Below are 14,229 nucleotides of genomic sequence, written 5' to 3'. Positions count from 1 at the left end.
CCTCGCGCAAGCCGCCGCCCTAATGCGTGACACCGAGCGAGGGAAGCCACTTTGAAGTTGAAGCCAATCGGCGGGTTCCGCCTGGATCACGAGCTGGACCGCCATTGGCTGGGCTGGATGCTGGCGTTCTGGGGCTGTGTCGTCGCCTGGTACCTGGTTCAGCGCCAGGGCAACATCCATTGGCTCGTGCTCACCGATACCGACGACAATATGCGGCTGGCGCAAGTGCGCGCGCTGCTTGCCGGTCAGGGCTGGTACGATCTGCGCCAATACCGGCTGGATCCGGCACTGGGCGGGTTCGACATCCACTGGTCGCGGCTCGTCGACCTTCCGATCGCCGGACTGATCCTGTTGCTGCGCCCCCTGCTGGGTGTGGAAGCCGCCGAAAAATGGGCCTGCGGGATCGCGCCGCTGCTACCGCTGATCGCCACGATGACGGGACTGTCCCTGACCGTGCGCCGCCTGGTCGCGCCCCATGCGTGGCCAATGGCGATGCTGGTGCTGATGAGCTGTACCTCGACCATGGCGATGTACGCGCCGATGCGCATCGATCATCATGGCTGGCAACTTGCCTGCCTGGCAATGACGGTCGCCGGTCTTGCCGATCCGCGGCGCGCCCGCGGCGGAACGACAGTCGGCATATCGAGCGCGGTGTCGCTGACCATTGGGCTGGAGATGCTGCCTTACTGCGCGATGGCCGGAGGCATCATCGCGCTGCGCTGGATCTGGGAGCGCGGCGATGCGCGGCGGATGGCAGCCTATGGCCTTACTCTGGCGGGCGGGTCGGCGCTGGGCTTCGCGCTGTTCGCCTCGAACGCGAACCAGGTGCTTCGCTGCGACGCGCTGACGCCGGTTTGGCTGAGCGTCACGGTGGCTGCCGGAACGTTGTTGTTCGCGCTGTCGCTGGTGCCCGCCGAGAAGCGGTGGCTGCGGCTCGTACTCGCGGCGCTTGCTGGCGGAGTCATCGTTGCCGGGTTCGCGCTGCTGTTCCCGCAATGCCTGGGACGCCCCGAGCAGGTGTCCGACGAACTCGCCCGGACTTGGCTCAACAATGTCCGGGAGGCACGCCCGATCTACAAGCATCCGCTGAAGAGCGCCTTCCCGATGGCGGCATTGGCGGTGGTCGGCATCATCGGCGCTTTGGTCGCGACCTGGCGGGCGCGGCGCAGCGAGGCGGCCATCGCCTGGGCGGCGATCGCGCTGTTCACCGCTTTTGCAGGGGCCATGCTGCTGTGGCAGGTCCGCGCGGGGCCGGCGGCACAGCTTCTGAGCGTGCCGGGCGCGACGGCGCTCGCCTGGATCGTGATCCCGTGGTGCCTGAAGCGCACGAACCTAGCGGTCCGAGTCTTCGGGTCGGTAGCGGCGTTCCTGGTGGCTACCGGCTTGTTCACCGGGCTGGCCTTGCCACTGCTGCCGGCGGACAAGCCTGGCAAGGGCGTACCCAGCAAGGTGGGCAAGGCGAATGCGGCATGTGGGCGCATGTCATCGCTGCTACCGCTCAATGCCTATCCCAGTGCGATCCTCTTCACGCATGTCGACATGGGGCCGCGGCTGATCACCGTCACGCACCATTACGGCATCGCCGGCCCCTATCATCGCAACGGCACGGCCATCCTCGACGTGCATCACGCCTTTACCGGGCCCACGAGAGACTTCCGTGCCATCGCCGCGCGCCACAAGGCGCAGTATCTGCTGATCTGCCCGGACATGTCGGAAACGACGATCTATCGTTCGCGCGGGCCGAGCGGCTTCTTCTCGCAGCTATATCGAGGGCAGGTTCCCAACTGGCTGGAGCCCATGGCGCTGCCCGCCAACTCGCCGTTCAAGCTCTGGCGGATCCGCTACGACCTTCCGGACGCGCCGGTCAGTGCCCCAGCGCCGCTCGTCCCGCGACCAGCGAGCCGCTGATACCGTCGATCACGAACTGAGCGGCGAGCGCGGCGAGCAGCACGCCGAGCAGGCGCGACACGACTGCTTCGATCTTCGCGCCGACGAGCCGCATAATGGGTCCGGCGGCAAGCAGTGCGACGAGGCTGAGCGCGAGGATAGCCACCATCGCCGCCAGCACGACCACCGTGTTCGTGAGCCCTTGGGTTTGCGACATCAACAGCATGACCGACGCGATCGAGCCAGGGCCGGCGATCATCGGCATGGCCATTGGGAAGATCGAGATGTCGGTGACTTCCTCGTCGGCCTTGATCTTCTCGGCGCGATCCTCCCTACGCTCGGTGCGCCGCTCGAACACCATCTCGAGCGCGATCAGGAAGAGCATGATGCCGCCGGCAATGCGGAAGGCATGAAGGCTGATGCCGAGTGCGTGGAGCAATGCCTCGCCGAACAAGGCGAAGCCGAACAGGATCAAGGCGGCGACCAGCACCGCCCGCACTGCCATCGCGCGGCGATGCACCGCGCTCGCCCCTGCCGTCAGTCCCGCGAAGATCGGCGCACAGCCGGGCGGGTCGATCACCACGAAGAAGGTGACGAAGGCGGAGACGAAGAGCTCGATCATGGCCGGTCGGGACGATCGATGCTTGCGAGGATGTTTTCGGCAAGCGGCACGCCCGCATTGCGGTGTGCGGCGACGAGCGTGTTGCGCAACAGGCAGGCGATGGTCATCGGCCCGACACCGCCTGGAACCGGAGTGACCCCGCTTGCGACTTCCATCGCCCCGGCAAAGTCCACATCGCCGGTAAGTTTGCCATCGACGCGATTGATGCCGACGTCGATCACCGTGGCGCCGGGCTTGATCCAATCGCCCGACACGAAAGTGGCTCGCCCGACTGCCGCGACGACGATGTCCGCCCGCCGGACATGGCCGGCGAGATCGCGGGTGCGCGAATGGGCGACCGTCACGGTACAGCTGGCCTGGGTGAGCAGCGCGGCCATCGGCTTGCCGACGATGTTCGAGCGGCCGATCACCACAGCGTCCAAGCCCGACAAGTCGCCCAGACGATCCTGAAGCAGCATCAGGCAACCAAGCGGCGTGCAAGGCACGAAGCCGTCAATGCCTGTCGCCAAACGCCCGGCATTGACCGGGTGGAACCCATCGACATCCTTGTCGGGGCTGATCCGCAGCAGGACCGCCTGTTCGTCGATATGACGGGGCAACGGGAGCTGGACGAGGATGCCGTCGATCGCAGGATCGTCATTGAGCTGCTCGACCAATGCCAGAAGATCCTCCTGGCGGGCATCGGCGGGCAAGCGGTGCTCGAAGCTTTGCATGCCGGCCTCACGCGTGGCCTTGCCCTTGGAGCGGACATATACGGCAGAGGCCGGGTCCTCGCCGACCAGCACCACGGCCAAGCCGGGAGCGCGGCCGGACGCCGCCTGGAAAGTGGGAACCTGCGCCGCAACGCGGGCGCGAAGGCCCGCTGCGAATGCCTTGCCGTCGATCAGTTCAGCCGTCATGCGTGCCCCCATAGAGGCTGCGAGCGATCTGTTCCAGCTTCTGAGCGTCGCCGCTGACAGCCAGGCGTTTAAGCCGGGCCGTATCGCCGGCGACAAGCCTCACCGCACGGCGAGGAACCCCGAATCGCTCAGCGACAAGCGCCACCAACGCAGCGTTAGCCGCACCGTCCACCGGTGGTGCGGACAGGCGAGCGGCAAAATGCTCGTCGGTTCCGGCTCCGAGGACGTCGCGCGACCCACGCGCAGTCACGCGGACGGCGATCTCGATCCCGTCAGCGCGACGGCGCCATGCGCTCACTCAGCCCGGATAGCCGGGGTTCGCCAGCTGCATCATCAGCCACGGGACAAGATAGTTGTTCAGGATGTAGAGGATCAGCAGCACGACCATGGGCGAGATGTCGAGCGCGCCGAAGTCCGGCAGAACCCGACGGATCGGGCGGTACACCGGCTCGGTCACGACCTTCAGTCCGTTCCAAAGCGAGCGGACGAACTCGTTATACGTGTTGATCACGTTGAACGCGATCAGCCAGGACAGGATCGCCTGGGCCACGATGATGAAGGTGAACACCGTCAGAAGCAGCTGCACGATCTGCAGGAGCATGATCAGGAAGGAATTCAAGATTGTCTCCGCGGAACTCGATTAAGCCGACGATATAGGAAAGCTTGGGCGGGAAACACCCTCACGCGTGGACGAGGGTGCCGGCGCCGCGCCGCGTGAATATCTCCAGCAGCAGCGCATGCGGCACGCGACCGTCGAGGATCACCGCGGCGTCGACCCCTGCCGTCACCGCAGAGACACAGGTCTCCACCTTCGGGATCATGCCGCCGGAGATCGTACCGTCGGCCTTGAGCGCGGCGATACGTGCCGGGTCGAGGTCGGTCACGAGGTCGCCGGACTTGTCGAGTACCCCTGCGACATCGGTGAGCAGGAAGAAGCGAGCGGCGCCGCAGGCGCTCGCAATCGCACCCGCCATCGTGTCCGCATTGATGTTGTAGGTGTGGCCATCCACGCCGAGCGCGACCGGCGCCACCACGGGGATGAAGCCCTGTGCCGCCAGCGAGTGGAGAATGGCCGGGTCGACCGCCACTGGCTCGCCAACGAAGCCGAGGTCGACGTGCCGCTCGATCCCCTGAAGCGGATCGGCGCCGCGGCCTTCAACCTTGCGGGCGGTAACGAGGCCAGCATCCTTGCCGGAGATGCCGACCGCCTTGCCGCCGGCCTGGCCGATCCAGCCGACGATTTCCTTGTTGATCGATCCTGCCAGGACCATCTCGGCAATACGCGCGGTTTCGGCGTCGGTGACGCGCAAGCCTCCGACGAACTGCGACTCGACGCCCAGGCGCTTGAGCATCGCGCCGATCTGCGGACCGCCGCCATGGACGACGATGGGGTTGATGCCGACCGCCTTGAGCAGCACCACGTCGCTGGCGAAGCGGCGCTGCAGGTCCGAATCACCCATGGCGTGGCCGCCATATTTCACGACAAAGGTCGCACCGGCATAGCGCTGGAGGTAGGGCAGCGCTTCGGTCAGCGTCTCTGCCTTGGCCAGCAGTGCGGGATCGGGTCCGTGATCGGTCATCGGCGCCCCTTAGGCGCCGTGCACGCCGCCCGCAATCTTCGTCAGAGCGCGCGCCGCCGATCGAGCGCGCGGCCGATGCCGACGAACAGGTAGATCAGCAACGGAACGAGAATGGCGCTGAGCACCACCTTCGCCAGCATCTGCCCCACGAGCAGCGGGCTGATCGGGAATTCGTTGTAGAAGGCGAGCGTCACGAAGATCAGCGTGTCGACGATCTGGCTGAGTACCCCGGCGATCCCCGCGCGCAGCCACAACAGCTTGCCCTTGCCTGCCTTCAGCGCACTGAAGATCGTCACGTTAAGCGTCTGCGACACCCCATAAGCGACGATCCCTGCCCCCCAGATTCGCCACGTCGCGCCGAGGACGACCTGGATCGCGTCGCGGTTCTCCGGGATCATCTCGGGAGAAGCCGGCAGGGCATAGACCAGCCAGGACAGAGCCATCGAGGTCAGCAGGGGCACGAATCCGAACTGAACCAGTCGGTTGGCGGTGGCGCGGCCGTGCAGTTCGGCAACCGCGCTCGACACCGCGACGAGCAGCAGGAAGGCGAAGATCCCCGCTTCGACCGCGAGCGGGCCGACGCCGGCCCATTCGCCAACCTGTGACAAGGGGCCGAGCGACACCTGCTTGTTGCCGAGCACGCCGGCGATGCACACCATTCCGCCGTAGAAGATTGAAAGCGCGAAAAGCGAGCGGATGCCTGCGGGCCGGGAAGTGTCCATGGAAGGACGCTAGCGGCAAAGCGTGCGGTGCGGCAAGATGCGTGCGACGCCCCTACTAGCGAGAATTCGTGCGGCGTGTATGGTCCCGCTTTCGCTGGCCAATTTCGAGGGGCCGGCCTTGGGACCCGCTTTCACCGCATGAATCACTTCCCGATCGGCATCTTCGGCGTGCTGGCCATCCTGGCGATCGCCTATGCTCTGTCCACCAACCGCCGGGCGATCCGGCTGCGGGTCGTGGGCGCGGCGTTCGGGCTGCAGGTCGTCATCGCGATACTGGTGCTGCGAACCAGCTGGGGCCAGGCGGTGCTGCATGGGATGTCGACCGGCGTCTCGGCGCTGCTCGGCTATGCGGGCGAAGGCACCGCCTTCCTGTTCGGGCCGCTCGCCCGGCCCGAGCTGGGCGGCACCAGCTTCGCGATCGCGGCGCTACCGGTCATCATCTTCTTCGCGGCGCTCGTGTCCATCCTCTACCATCTGGGGGTGATGCAGTTCGTGGTGCGCTGGATCGGCGGCGGCATCGAAAAGGTGATCGGCACCAGCAAGGTCGAATCGCTGTGCGCGGCGGCCAACATCTTTGTCGGCCAGAGCGAATCGCCGCTGGTGATCCGCCCCTATCTAGCGCGACTGACACCGTCGCAGCTGTTCGCGGTGATGAGCGTCGGCATGTCGGGCGTCGCGGGAACGATCCTGGCGGCTTATGCCAGCCTGCTCGGACCGGCATCGCTCCCTTATCTGCTCGCCGCGTCGTTCATGGCCGCGCCGGGCGGACTGCTGATGGCCAAGATCATCATGCCCGACGTACCGGCCCCGCCCGAAGGCGAACTGCCGCTGGGCGACGATCCCGAGGAAGAAACCATCAAGGTCGCCGAGCACGACCTGGAAGAGGAACGCGCGGCCAATCTGATCATGGCCGCGGCGAGCGGAGCTTCGACCGGCGTCAAGATCGCGGTGGCGGTCGGTGCGATGGTGTTGGCGTTCGTGGCGCTGGTGGCGTTGGCAAACGGGCTGCTGGGCGGCGCGGGCAACTGGATCTTCTACGCCAGTGGCAATGCCGACTGGGCGCTGTGGTTCAAGGGCCTGAGCTTCCAGAAGGTCATCGGCACGGTGTTCGCCCCGGTCATGTACCTGCTCGGCATCTCGTGGCACGAAGCGGTGCAGGCCGGCGGACTGTTCGGGACCAAGATGGTGCTGAACGAATTCGTGGCGTTCATCCAGCTGGGCGCCAATCCCGATCTCGCGCCGCGCACCAAAGCGATCATCACCTTTGCGCTGTGCGGCTTCGCCAATTTCAGCTCGATCGCGATTCAGATGGCGGCGACGGGCAGCCTGGCACCCAATCAGCGGGCTATGATCGCCAAGCTGGGTATACGGGCACTGGTGGCGGGCAGCCTGGCGAACCTGATGTCGGCAGCGCTGGCGGGGCTGTTGCTGCCCTGACGCAGCGCCCCGCCGCGCCCCTTTATCCTCACCGCGTCGGCACGGGCTCCGCGCCGGAATAATCGTAGAAGCCGCGCTTGGTCTTGCGGCCGAACCAGCCGGCTTCGACATATTTCACCAGCAGCGGCGCCGGGCGAAACTTGGGATCGCCGGTGCCTTCGAACAGCACGCGGGTGATCTCCAGGCAGGTGTCTAGGCCGATAAAGTCGGCGAGCGTGAACGGACCCATCGGATGGTTGAGGCCGAGCTGGCAGGCGGCGTCGATGTCCGGGATCGTCGCCACGCCTTCGCCGAGCGCGAAACAGGCTTCGTTGAGCATTGGCATGAGCACGCGGTTGACGATGAAGCCGGGCGCGTCGTTGGCGTGGACGATGCGCTTGCCCAGGCGCTGGCCGAACGCCTCCACGGCATCGACGGTGGCATCGGCGGTGGCGAGGCCGCGGATCAGTTCGATTAGACCCATCACCGGCACCGGATTGAAGAAGTGCACGCCCATGAAGCGGGCGGGATCGGGTGCGGCCTGCGCCAGGCGCGTGATCGGGATCGACGAGGTGTTGGAGGCCAGGATTGCGTCCGGGCCAAGCACCTTGCCGACGCTTTCGAAGATCGTGCGCTTGATCGCCTCCCGCTCGGTGGCGGCTTCGATCACCAGGTCGCAAGGCGCCATGCCGGACACATCCTGAAGCGGTTGGATCAGGTCGAGCGCGGCCTGGGCGTCGGCGGCGGTGATCTTTTCCTTGTCGACGGCGCGGGCGAGTTGCTTGGCGATGCCCGCCTTGCCGGCTTCGGCACGGGCGAGATCGACGTCGGAGAGCAGCACGGTATAGCCCGCCTGCGCCGAGACCTGGGCGATGCCTGCGCCCATCTGCCCTGCCCCGATCACACCCACCGTCCGCATCGTCCGTCTCCCTGCATTGCTTTGCGGTGCCCCTACTCCGGCTGCGGCATCCCGGCTAGAGTGACGCCATGCTGACGATCGCCTTACTGCTCGCCTCCCTTCAGATTGGCCCCACTCCTGGCCTTGAGAAGGGGTTCGGCGACTGGGAGGTCGCCTGCGACAACGTCAAGGCGTGCGAGATGACCTCGCTGATCCGCGAAGACGCCGACTGGCCCGAAGATGGCCCGCTCAACGTGTCGATCGCTCGGGAAGCCGGCGCGGCGGCGGGGTTCACGGTGACGATCGACACGGGCCAAGCGAAGGGGCCGGTTACCGTGAAGATCGATGGGGTCGAACTGGTCCGCGCCACGCCGGCCAAAGGCGGCCTTCGCTTTGCGGGGGTGGAGGCGGGACGGATCGTTGAAGCCATGGCGAACGGCGCCGACCTGCGGGTGGAGCATGGCGGCAAGGTCTTGCTGAGCGTGCCGCTCAGCGGATCGTCGGCGGCGCTGCGGTTCATCGATGCGGAGCAGGGACGTGCGGGCACCGTCACCGCGGCAGTGGCCAAGGGTATCAAGCCTGTCTCCGCGGTACCCGGCGTGGTCGCTGCGCCGAGGGTGGTCGCGCTGCGTGCCTCGGGCAAGCCGGCGGTCATCACCGCCGCCCTGCAGGCCCGGATGGAGAAGCTCGCCGAGTGCGAGGAGGAGGAACGGGGAACCAGCGAGGTGACGACGGCGGCACTCGGCGGCGGCGCGACGCTGGCGCTGCTGCCCTGCATGTCGGGGGCGTACAACACGCTGCTGGTACCGTTCGTGGTGCGCGGCGGCACGGTGGCGGTGGCCGATCTCGACTATAGCAACGAAGGGTCGGAAACGGCGCCGATGCTGACCAATGGATGGTGGGAGGCAGACCGCAATGTGCTGAGCAGCCGGGCGAAGGGGCGCGGGATCGGCGATTGCGGCGAGGCGGCGGAGTATGTCTGGGACGGACGCGGGTTCCGGCTGACCGAGCTGCGGTCGATGGAGCCGTGCCGCGGATCGACCAACTGGTTGCGGCGCTGGACGGCGCGGGCGGTGTTCCGCTGATCAAGGGCCCCGCGCGAGCGGCTGCGCCTCGGCGAGGATCAGGCTGAACCAGCCCTGCGAATCGCTCCATTCGCGGACCGGCGTCCAGCCGCCGGCGCGGAGCATCAGCCGGGCGCCGCGTTCGCCATATTTATGGCTGTTCTCGGTATGGATGGTCTCGCCGGCACGCATCGCGAAGGGGCGGCCCTCGACTTCGAAGGCGATGTCGCGGGTAGCCTCCAGGTGCATTTCGATGCGCGAGGCCGAGTCGTTCCAGATCGCGCGATGGTGAAAGGCGTCCACGGGAATAGTCCCGCCGAGCTCACGGTTGATGCGCTCCAGCAGGTTGAGGTTGAAGGCGGCGGTGACGCCCTGGGCGTCGTCATAAGCGGGCACCAGGATGTCGGGCGACTTCACTCGGTCCATGCCGATCAACAGCTTGGCACCGTCGCCCAGCCAGGTCCGCATCGCACGAAGCAGGTCGACCGCCTGATAGGCGTCCATGTTGCCGATGGTGGAGCCGGGGAAGAAGCCCAGCTTGGGCAAGTCCGCGACTTGGTTGGGGAGCGGCACGGGGCGGAGGAAATCCGCCTCGAGCGGGAGCACCTGCACATCGGGGAACGCGTCCGCGAGATCGCGGGCGGACTGGCGCAGGAAGTCGCCCGATATGTCGATCGGCACATAAGCGGCGGGATCGATGCAGCGCAGCAGGATCGGCGTCTTGGCCGAGGAGCCCGAACCGAATTCGACCACCGCCGCTCCCGGCGCGACGTCGAGTTCGGGACAGATCGTCCCGAGAAGCTCGGCCTCGGTCCGGGTGGGGTAATATTCGGGAAGCGCAGTGATCGCCTCGAACAGCTCGGAGCCGCGGCGGTCGTAGAACCAGCGGGCCGGGATCGCACGCGGGCGCGCGGCGATGCCGTTCAGCACATCGGCGCGAAAATGCGGGTCGGCGAGCGTCGCCTCGCCGTCGCCGGGCTCCTGCTTGAGCATGTCAGAGATCCTTGGCCAGGCGAACGCCGGTGAACTGCCAGCGCTGATGGGGGTAGAAGAAGTTGCGGTAGCTCGCCCGGGCATGGCCGCGCGGCGTGGCGCAGCTGCCGCCGCGCAGCACGAACTGGCCGCTCATGAACTTGCCGTTATATTCGCCGACTGCGCCTTCGGCCGCGCGGAAGCCTGGATAAGGCCGGAAGGCGCTGCCGGTCCATTCCCAGACGTCGCCGAAGAACGCCGGGCCGCCGGTGGAAGGGCGCGGCTCGACCGGGCCGGCAGTATCAAGCTGGTTGCCGCCGTTCGAATCGTGTGTGGCAGCCGCGGCTTCCCACTCGAACTCGGTCGGCAAACGCGCGCCGGCCCAGCTGGCATAGGCATCCGCTTCGAAGAAGCTGACATGCGTGACCGGCGCGGCCGGGTCGATCGGGCGGCGGCCGTCGAGACCGAACCGCGTCCACACACCGTCGCGTTGTTCCCAGTAGAGCGGCGCGGCGATGCCCTCCCCCTGCACCCAGGACCAGCCGTCGGAGAGCCAGTGACGCGAGTCGCGATAACCGCCATCGGCGATGAACGCGGCCCATTCGCCATTGGTGACGGTGCGGTCGGCCAGCGCATGCGGATGGAGCAGCGCACGGTGGCGCGGCCCTTCGCAATCGAAGGCGAAATCAGGTGAAGTTGAGGAAGTTGCAGTCTGCGCACGCCCGGCTTCACCCGATTGCCATGGTGAAGTTGAGGAAGTTGTCGTCCTCGCGCGGTTTTTGCCTTCCTTGATGCGTGAAGTTGACGAAGTTGCGGTCCTCGCGCCGATCTCGACTTCGCCGGTGACGCCTTCGATCCAGGCGATCTGGCCCGGCATTGCCACAGGTACCTTGGGCGCGGGTTGCCAGAGCGCCGGCTCGAGCGGATTGACCGAGAAATGGTGAAGAATGTCGGTGACCAGCAGTTCCTGATGCTGTTCCTCATGATGGCAGCCTAGCGCCACCAGCGCCTCGGCCTCAGGCGGCAGGCCGGGCAGTGCGGCAAGCACCGCATCGGTGACGGCGGCGCGATAGCCGAGCACTTCGTCCAGCGACGGGCGCGACAGCATGCCGCGGCGGGGCCGGGCATGGCGCGCGCCCTCCGCCTCATAATAACTGTTGAACAGGAACGGAAAGCGTTCGTCGTGCAGCTGGTAGCTGGGCACGTGATCGCGCAGCACGAAGGTTTCGAAGAACCAGCTGGTATGGGCGAGGTGCCATTTGGCGGGTGACGCGTCGTCCATCGACTGGATCGTCGCGTCGGCATCGGAGAGCCGCGCCACGAGCGCTTCCGAGAGACCCCTTACCCGCGCGAAACGCACCGCAAGAGGTGAAGACTCCAGAGCCTGGCCGCGCTCCGTTCGCATAATGTTCTCCTAACCTGCAACACGCTGCAAGTCAAGCACCAGGCTAGCGGGACGCTCCGGGCACCCACAGAACGTCGCCCCCGCCGATTCGGTTCACTGCGCGCGCGGCGACGAACAACAGGTCGGACAGGCGGTTGAGATAGGCGCGCGGCTGGTCGCCGGCTTGCGCGGAGACGGCGGCGCGTTCGGCGCGGCGCGTGATCGCGCGGGCGAGATGCACCGCAGCGGCGCCGGGTTCGCCGGCGGGAAGGACGAAGCTGGTGAGCGGGTCGAGCGCGGCGTTGAGCCGATCGATCTGGTCCTCGAGCCAGCGTATCTGGGCGGGCACGATGCGGAGTGCGCCTTCGATCCCGACCGGCGTGGCGAGATCGGCGCCGAGATCGAACAAGTCGTTCTGGATGCGGGCGAGCATGTCGTCCATCGGCCCGGCGCCTAGCGCCCCGCGGGCAACGCCGATCGCGCTGTTCGCCTCATCCACGTCGCCGATCGCGGCCATGAGCGGATCGGCCTTGGAGATGCGCGCTCCGTCGGCGAGGCCGGTGGTGCCGTCGTCGCCGGTGCGGGTGTAGATCTTGTTGAGCTTGACCATGGGGCGACGGGTAGCCGGTGTCGCGGCGCGGCGGAAGGCGTTCCGCACTTCTTGCAGGTCCCCGGCGGAGCCCTGGGCCCTGCCATGTTACGGCGGGTGCGGGTTGCCCTCTCTGGCTGTGGCGACGCTGCGCCCCGGCGTTGCGCTGGGTTATTGGCTTTTCCGCCGTTGGGCGCCTGGGCGGCTAGCGTTGGAGGCTCGCTACGCTCGCCACCCACCCCCAACCCCTCCCTTGAAAGGGAGGGGAGGAAGGACGGCTCAGCTGCTTCCGGACGCGAAGAGCAGGATGATCGCGATCAGGCCGATCGCGAGCGCCTGAAGCAGGATGCGCTGCTGCATCAGCTTGTTGGATTTGAGGGCGCGGTCGCTGGGGCCCTCGCCTTCCAGATCGGCCTGGGTGGTACCGGCCATGTTCACCAGCCCCCGAATGAGGACGAACAGGACCGAGAGGATCACGGCCACCAGGAGCAGGACGAGGAACAGGTTCATGAGCGCAAGTCTACGCCTTTGCCGCCGCGAATCCAACCGGAAGCAGCCCGGCGCGGAGACGGTCGGCCAGCGCCCGGCCGTCCTCGCCGGCGAGCCGCAACGACTCCAGGCTGGGCGCGCCGTGGCGCTTGGCGAGGCGCTGTCCGTCGGGGCCGACCAGGAGATGGTGGTGGCGGTACTCCGGAGTCGGCAGGCCGAGCAGGGCCTGGAGCAGGCGGTGGACGTGGGTAGCCTCGAACAGGTCCTGACCGCGGACGACATGGGTGATGCCCTGGGCGGCGTCGTCGAGAGTGACGGCGAGGTGGTAGCTGGCGGGCGCGTCCTTGCGGGCGAGGATGACGTCGCCGTGGGAGTGCGGGTCGGCTCGGACCCAGCCGGCGAAGGCATCGTGCCACCATAGATCCTCCCTGAGCTTGCTCGGGGAGGGGGACCGCTCGCGTAGCGAGGGGTGGAGGGGCGGCGCGGTAGCGCCGGCTTCGCCGGCCCCTCCACCACCGCTTTCAGCGGCGGTCCCCCCCGAGCACAGCTCGGGGAGGATCTTTAGGGCACGGTCCACATCGAGGCGCCAGCTGTGGGGCTGAGTCAGGTCGGCGTCGCTCCGCTCTCGGCAGAGGCCGGGATACACCGCGCCCTCGTGGCCGTGCGGGGCCGACAGGCTGGCGGCGATGTCGGCGCGGGTGCAGGTGCATGGGTAGAGCAGGCCCATCGCGCGCAGGCGATCGAGGGCGGCTTCGTACCGGTGCAGGCGCTGCGACTGAAGGGTCACTTCACCGTCCCATGTCAGCCCCAGCCATTCCAGGTCGCGCAAGATCGCCTCGACATGCTCGGGGCGGCTGCGGGTGCCGTCGATGTCCTCGATGCGCAGGCTGAAGCGGCCGCTCTGGCTCCGCGCGAAGTCGTGCGCCTGGATCGCCGAAAACGCGTGGCCGAGATGCAGCCGGCCGGTAGGACTTGGGGCGAAGCGGGTGTGGATCGGCATGGAAAGCGGGCCTTGACCGCGACTTGCGGGCTGTGCTGTCATGACCGCGTCACGCTTCCTGGCAAGATAGTGGGACGCAACACGTCAGGGCGAGGGAGTGCATGTACCATCCCGATCTGATCCGGCATCCCGACAATTGCCCGGCATTGGTGCTCAATGCCGATTTCACGCCGCTGAGCTATTATCCCTTGAGCGTGTGGCCGTGGCAGACCGCGATCAAGGCACTGTTCCTCGACCGCGTCGACGTGGTCTCCTATTACGAGCGAGAGGTGCGAAGTCCCTCCGCGAAGCTGAAGCTGCCTTCGGTAATCGCGCTCAAACAATATGTCCGACCTTCTCAATTCCCTGCCTTTACCCGGTTCAATCTGTTCCTGCGCGACAAGTTCAGCTGCCAATATTGCGGCTCCCCGCGCGACCTGACCTTCGACCATGTGATTCCCAGGGCGCAGGGCGGGCGCACCACCTGGGAGAATGTCGCCACCGCCTGCGCGCCATGCAACCTGCGCAAGGGCGGACGGACGCCCAAACAAGCCGCCATGCCGCTCCACATCCAGCCGATCCGCCCGACCAGCTGGCAGCTGCAGGAACATGGCCGGCGTTTCCCGCCGCACCACCTGCACGAGACGTGGCGCGACTGGCTGTATTGGGACGTCGAACTGGAGGCTTGAGCGGCACGCCGTATCACTATACCAGCACACCTCGCCGGT

At 66.9% G+C, this 14,229-nt stretch carries 16 protein-coding genes; 4 read left to right on the top strand and 12 right to left on the bottom strand.

The annotated features are described in order from the left end of the window. Nucleotides 1–117: 117 nt before the first annotated feature. Nucleotides 118–1,908, top strand: coding sequence for an AcrB/AcrD/AcrF family protein (locus tag LZ586_RS13065; protein ID WP_235079809.1), 1,791 nt, complete (start codon nucleotides 118–120; stop codon nucleotides 1,906–1,908). On the opposite strand, the gene LZ586_RS13060 is transcribed toward LZ586_RS13065, so the two are convergent. The 6 genes from LZ586_RS13060 to LZ586_RS13035 form a co-directional block, all read right to left on the bottom strand. Then, on the bottom strand, nucleotides 1,865–2,509 hold the full coding sequence (locus LZ586_RS13060) for a MarC family protein (RefSeq protein WP_235076720.1): 645 nt from the start codon (nucleotides 2,507–2,509) through the stop codon (nucleotides 1,865–1,867). The two genes, LZ586_RS13065 and LZ586_RS13060, sit on opposite strands and share 44 nt — an antisense overlap. After that, nucleotides 2,506–3,408, bottom strand: coding sequence for a bifunctional methylenetetrahydrofolate dehydrogenase/methenyltetrahydrofolate cyclohydrolase FolD (gene folD / locus LZ586_RS13055; RefSeq protein WP_235076719.1), 903 nt, complete (start codon nucleotides 3,406–3,408; stop codon nucleotides 2,506–2,508). The genes LZ586_RS13060 and folD overlap by 4 nt, the downstream gene beginning before the upstream one ends. After that, on the bottom strand, nucleotides 3,398–3,706 hold the full coding sequence (locus LZ586_RS13050) for a DUF167 family protein (protein ID WP_235076718.1): 309 nt from the start codon (nucleotides 3,704–3,706) through the stop codon (nucleotides 3,398–3,400). The genes folD and LZ586_RS13050 overlap by 11 nt, the downstream gene beginning before the upstream one ends. Next, nucleotides 3,707–4,009, bottom strand: a complete 303-nt coding sequence (locus LZ586_RS13045) for a YggT family protein (protein ID WP_235076717.1) — start codon at nucleotides 4,007–4,009, stop codon at nucleotides 3,707–3,709. It lies immediately after the preceding gene. Between the two features lie 79 nt (nucleotides 4,010–4,088). Beyond that, complete coding sequence (gene argB / locus LZ586_RS13040; RefSeq protein ID WP_235076716.1) at nucleotides 4,089–4,988, bottom strand: acetylglutamate kinase; 900 nt, start codon at nucleotides 4,986–4,988, stop codon at nucleotides 4,089–4,091. A gap of 41 nt (nucleotides 4,989–5,029) precedes the next feature. Continuing rightward, a complete protein-coding gene (locus LZ586_RS13035) occupies nucleotides 5,030–5,710 on the bottom strand; it encodes a queuosine precursor transporter (RefSeq protein ID WP_235076715.1) in 681 nt (226 codons plus the stop codon). Between the two features lie 138 nt (nucleotides 5,711–5,848). Between LZ586_RS13035 and LZ586_RS13030 the strand changes: the two genes are divergently transcribed. Further along, on the top strand, nucleotides 5,849–7,147 hold the full coding sequence (locus tag LZ586_RS13030) for a NupC/NupG family nucleoside CNT transporter (RefSeq protein ID WP_235076714.1): 1,299 nt from the start codon (nucleotides 5,849–5,851) through the stop codon (nucleotides 7,145–7,147). A gap of 28 nt (nucleotides 7,148–7,175) precedes the next feature. On the opposite strand, the gene LZ586_RS13025 is transcribed toward LZ586_RS13030, so the two are convergent. Further along, on the bottom strand, nucleotides 7,176–8,045 hold the full coding sequence (locus LZ586_RS13025; RefSeq protein ID WP_235076713.1) for a 3-hydroxyacyl-CoA dehydrogenase NAD-binding domain-containing protein: 870 nt from the start codon (nucleotides 8,043–8,045) through the stop codon (nucleotides 7,176–7,178). 68 nt (nucleotides 8,046–8,113) lie between these two features. Here LZ586_RS13025 and LZ586_RS13020 point away from each other — a divergent pair, with 68 nt between their 5' ends. Then, entirely contained in the window at nucleotides 8,114–9,109 is a 996-nt protein-coding gene (locus tag LZ586_RS13020; protein ID WP_235076712.1) for a DUF1176 domain-containing protein, read from the top strand. On the opposite strand, the gene egtD is transcribed toward LZ586_RS13020, so the two are convergent. From egtD to LZ586_RS12995, 5 genes are all read right to left on the bottom strand, one after another. Then, complete coding sequence (egtD, locus tag LZ586_RS13015; RefSeq protein WP_235076711.1) at nucleotides 9,110–10,081, bottom strand: L-histidine N(alpha)-methyltransferase; 972 nt, start codon at nucleotides 10,079–10,081, stop codon at nucleotides 9,110–9,112. It abuts the gene before it with no gap. 1 nt (nucleotide 10,082) lies between these two features. Beyond that, nucleotides 10,083–11,465: an ergothioneine biosynthesis protein EgtB gene (locus LZ586_RS13010; protein WP_235076710.1), complete on the bottom strand. Its 1,383-nt coding sequence runs from the start codon at nucleotides 11,463–11,465 to the stop codon at nucleotides 10,083–10,085. 43 nt (nucleotides 11,466–11,508) lie between these two features. Then, entirely contained in the window at nucleotides 11,509–12,054 is a 546-nt protein-coding gene (locus LZ586_RS13005) for a cob(I)yrinic acid a,c-diamide adenosyltransferase (RefSeq protein WP_235076709.1), read from the bottom strand. A 258-nt stretch (nucleotides 12,055–12,312) separates the two neighbouring features. Further along, nucleotides 12,313–12,543 carry a twin transmembrane helix small protein gene (locus tag LZ586_RS13000; RefSeq protein WP_235076708.1) on the bottom strand — a complete coding sequence of 77 codons (231 nt, stop codon included), beginning with the start codon at nucleotides 12,541–12,543 and terminating at the stop codon, nucleotides 12,313–12,315. Between the two features lie 10 nt (nucleotides 12,544–12,553). Next, nucleotides 12,554–13,522: a glutamyl-Q tRNA(Asp) synthetase gene (locus LZ586_RS12995; protein ID WP_235076707.1), complete on the bottom strand. Its 969-nt coding sequence runs from the start codon at nucleotides 13,520–13,522 to the stop codon at nucleotides 12,554–12,556. A gap of 101 nt (nucleotides 13,523–13,623) precedes the next feature. On the opposite strand from LZ586_RS12995, the gene LZ586_RS12990 reads away from it, so the two are divergent. Next, nucleotides 13,624–14,190 carry an HNH endonuclease gene (locus LZ586_RS12990; protein ID WP_235076706.1) on the top strand — a complete coding sequence of 189 codons (567 nt, stop codon included), beginning with the start codon at nucleotides 13,624–13,626 and terminating at the stop codon, nucleotides 14,188–14,190. Nucleotides 14,191–14,229: the final 39 nt, after the last annotated feature.

It is taken from the genome of Sphingomonas sp. S2-65 (assembly GCF_021513175.1).
Taxonomy (GTDB): domain Bacteria; phylum Pseudomonadota; class Alphaproteobacteria; order Sphingomonadales; family Sphingomonadaceae; genus Sphingomonas.
This window is presented reverse-complemented; position numbering and strand designations above follow the sequence as displayed.

Excerpts from the sequence above, each read along its gene's own strand:
- LZ586_RS13065 (WP_235079809.1), top strand. The coding sequence starts at position 118 with ATGCTGGCGTTCTGGGGCTGTGTCGTCGCCTGGTACCTGGTTCAGCGC.
- LZ586_RS13060 (WP_235076720.1), bottom strand. The coding sequence starts at position 2,509 with ATGATCGAGCTCTTCGTCTCCGCCTTCGTCACCTTCTTCGTGGTGATC.
- folD (WP_235076719.1), bottom strand. The coding sequence starts at position 3,408 with ATGACGGCTGAACTGATCGACGGCAAGGCATTCGCAGCGGGCCTTCGC.
- LZ586_RS13045 (WP_235076717.1), bottom strand. The coding sequence starts at position 4,009 with ATGCTCCTGCAGATCGTGCAGCTGCTTCTGACGGTGTTCACCTTCATC.
- argB (WP_235076716.1), bottom strand. The coding sequence starts at position 4,988 with ATGACCGATCACGGACCCGATCCCGCACTGCTGGCCAAGGCAGAGACG.
- LZ586_RS13035 (WP_235076715.1), bottom strand. The coding sequence starts at position 5,710 with ATGGACACTTCCCGGCCCGCAGGCATCCGCTCGCTTTTCGCGCTTTCA.
- LZ586_RS13030 (WP_235076714.1), top strand. The coding sequence starts at position 5,849 with ATGAATCACTTCCCGATCGGCATCTTCGGCGTGCTGGCCATCCTGGCG.
- LZ586_RS13025 (WP_235076713.1), bottom strand. The coding sequence starts at position 8,045 with ATGCGGACGGTGGGTGTGATCGGGGCAGGGCAGATGGGCGCAGGCATC.
- LZ586_RS13020 (WP_235076712.1), top strand. The coding sequence starts at position 8,114 with ATGCTGACGATCGCCTTACTGCTCGCCTCCCTTCAGATTGGCCCCACT.
- egtD (WP_235076711.1), bottom strand. The coding sequence starts at position 10,081 with ATGCTCAAGCAGGAGCCCGGCGACGGCGAGGCGACGCTCGCCGACCCG.
- LZ586_RS13010 (WP_235076710.1), bottom strand. The coding sequence starts at position 11,465 with ATGCGAACGGAGCGCGGCCAGGCTCTGGAGTCTTCACCTCTTGCGGTG.
- LZ586_RS13005 (WP_235076709.1), bottom strand. The coding sequence starts at position 12,054 with ATGGTCAAGCTCAACAAGATCTACACCCGCACCGGCGACGACGGCACC.
- LZ586_RS13000 (WP_235076708.1), bottom strand. The coding sequence starts at position 12,543 with ATGAACCTGTTCCTCGTCCTGCTCCTGGTGGCCGTGATCCTCTCGGTC.
- LZ586_RS12995 (WP_235076707.1), bottom strand. The coding sequence starts at position 13,522 with ATGCCGATCCACACCCGCTTCGCCCCAAGTCCTACCGGCCGGCTGCAT.
- LZ586_RS12990 (WP_235076706.1), top strand. The coding sequence starts at position 13,624 with ATGTACCATCCCGATCTGATCCGGCATCCCGACAATTGCCCGGCATTG.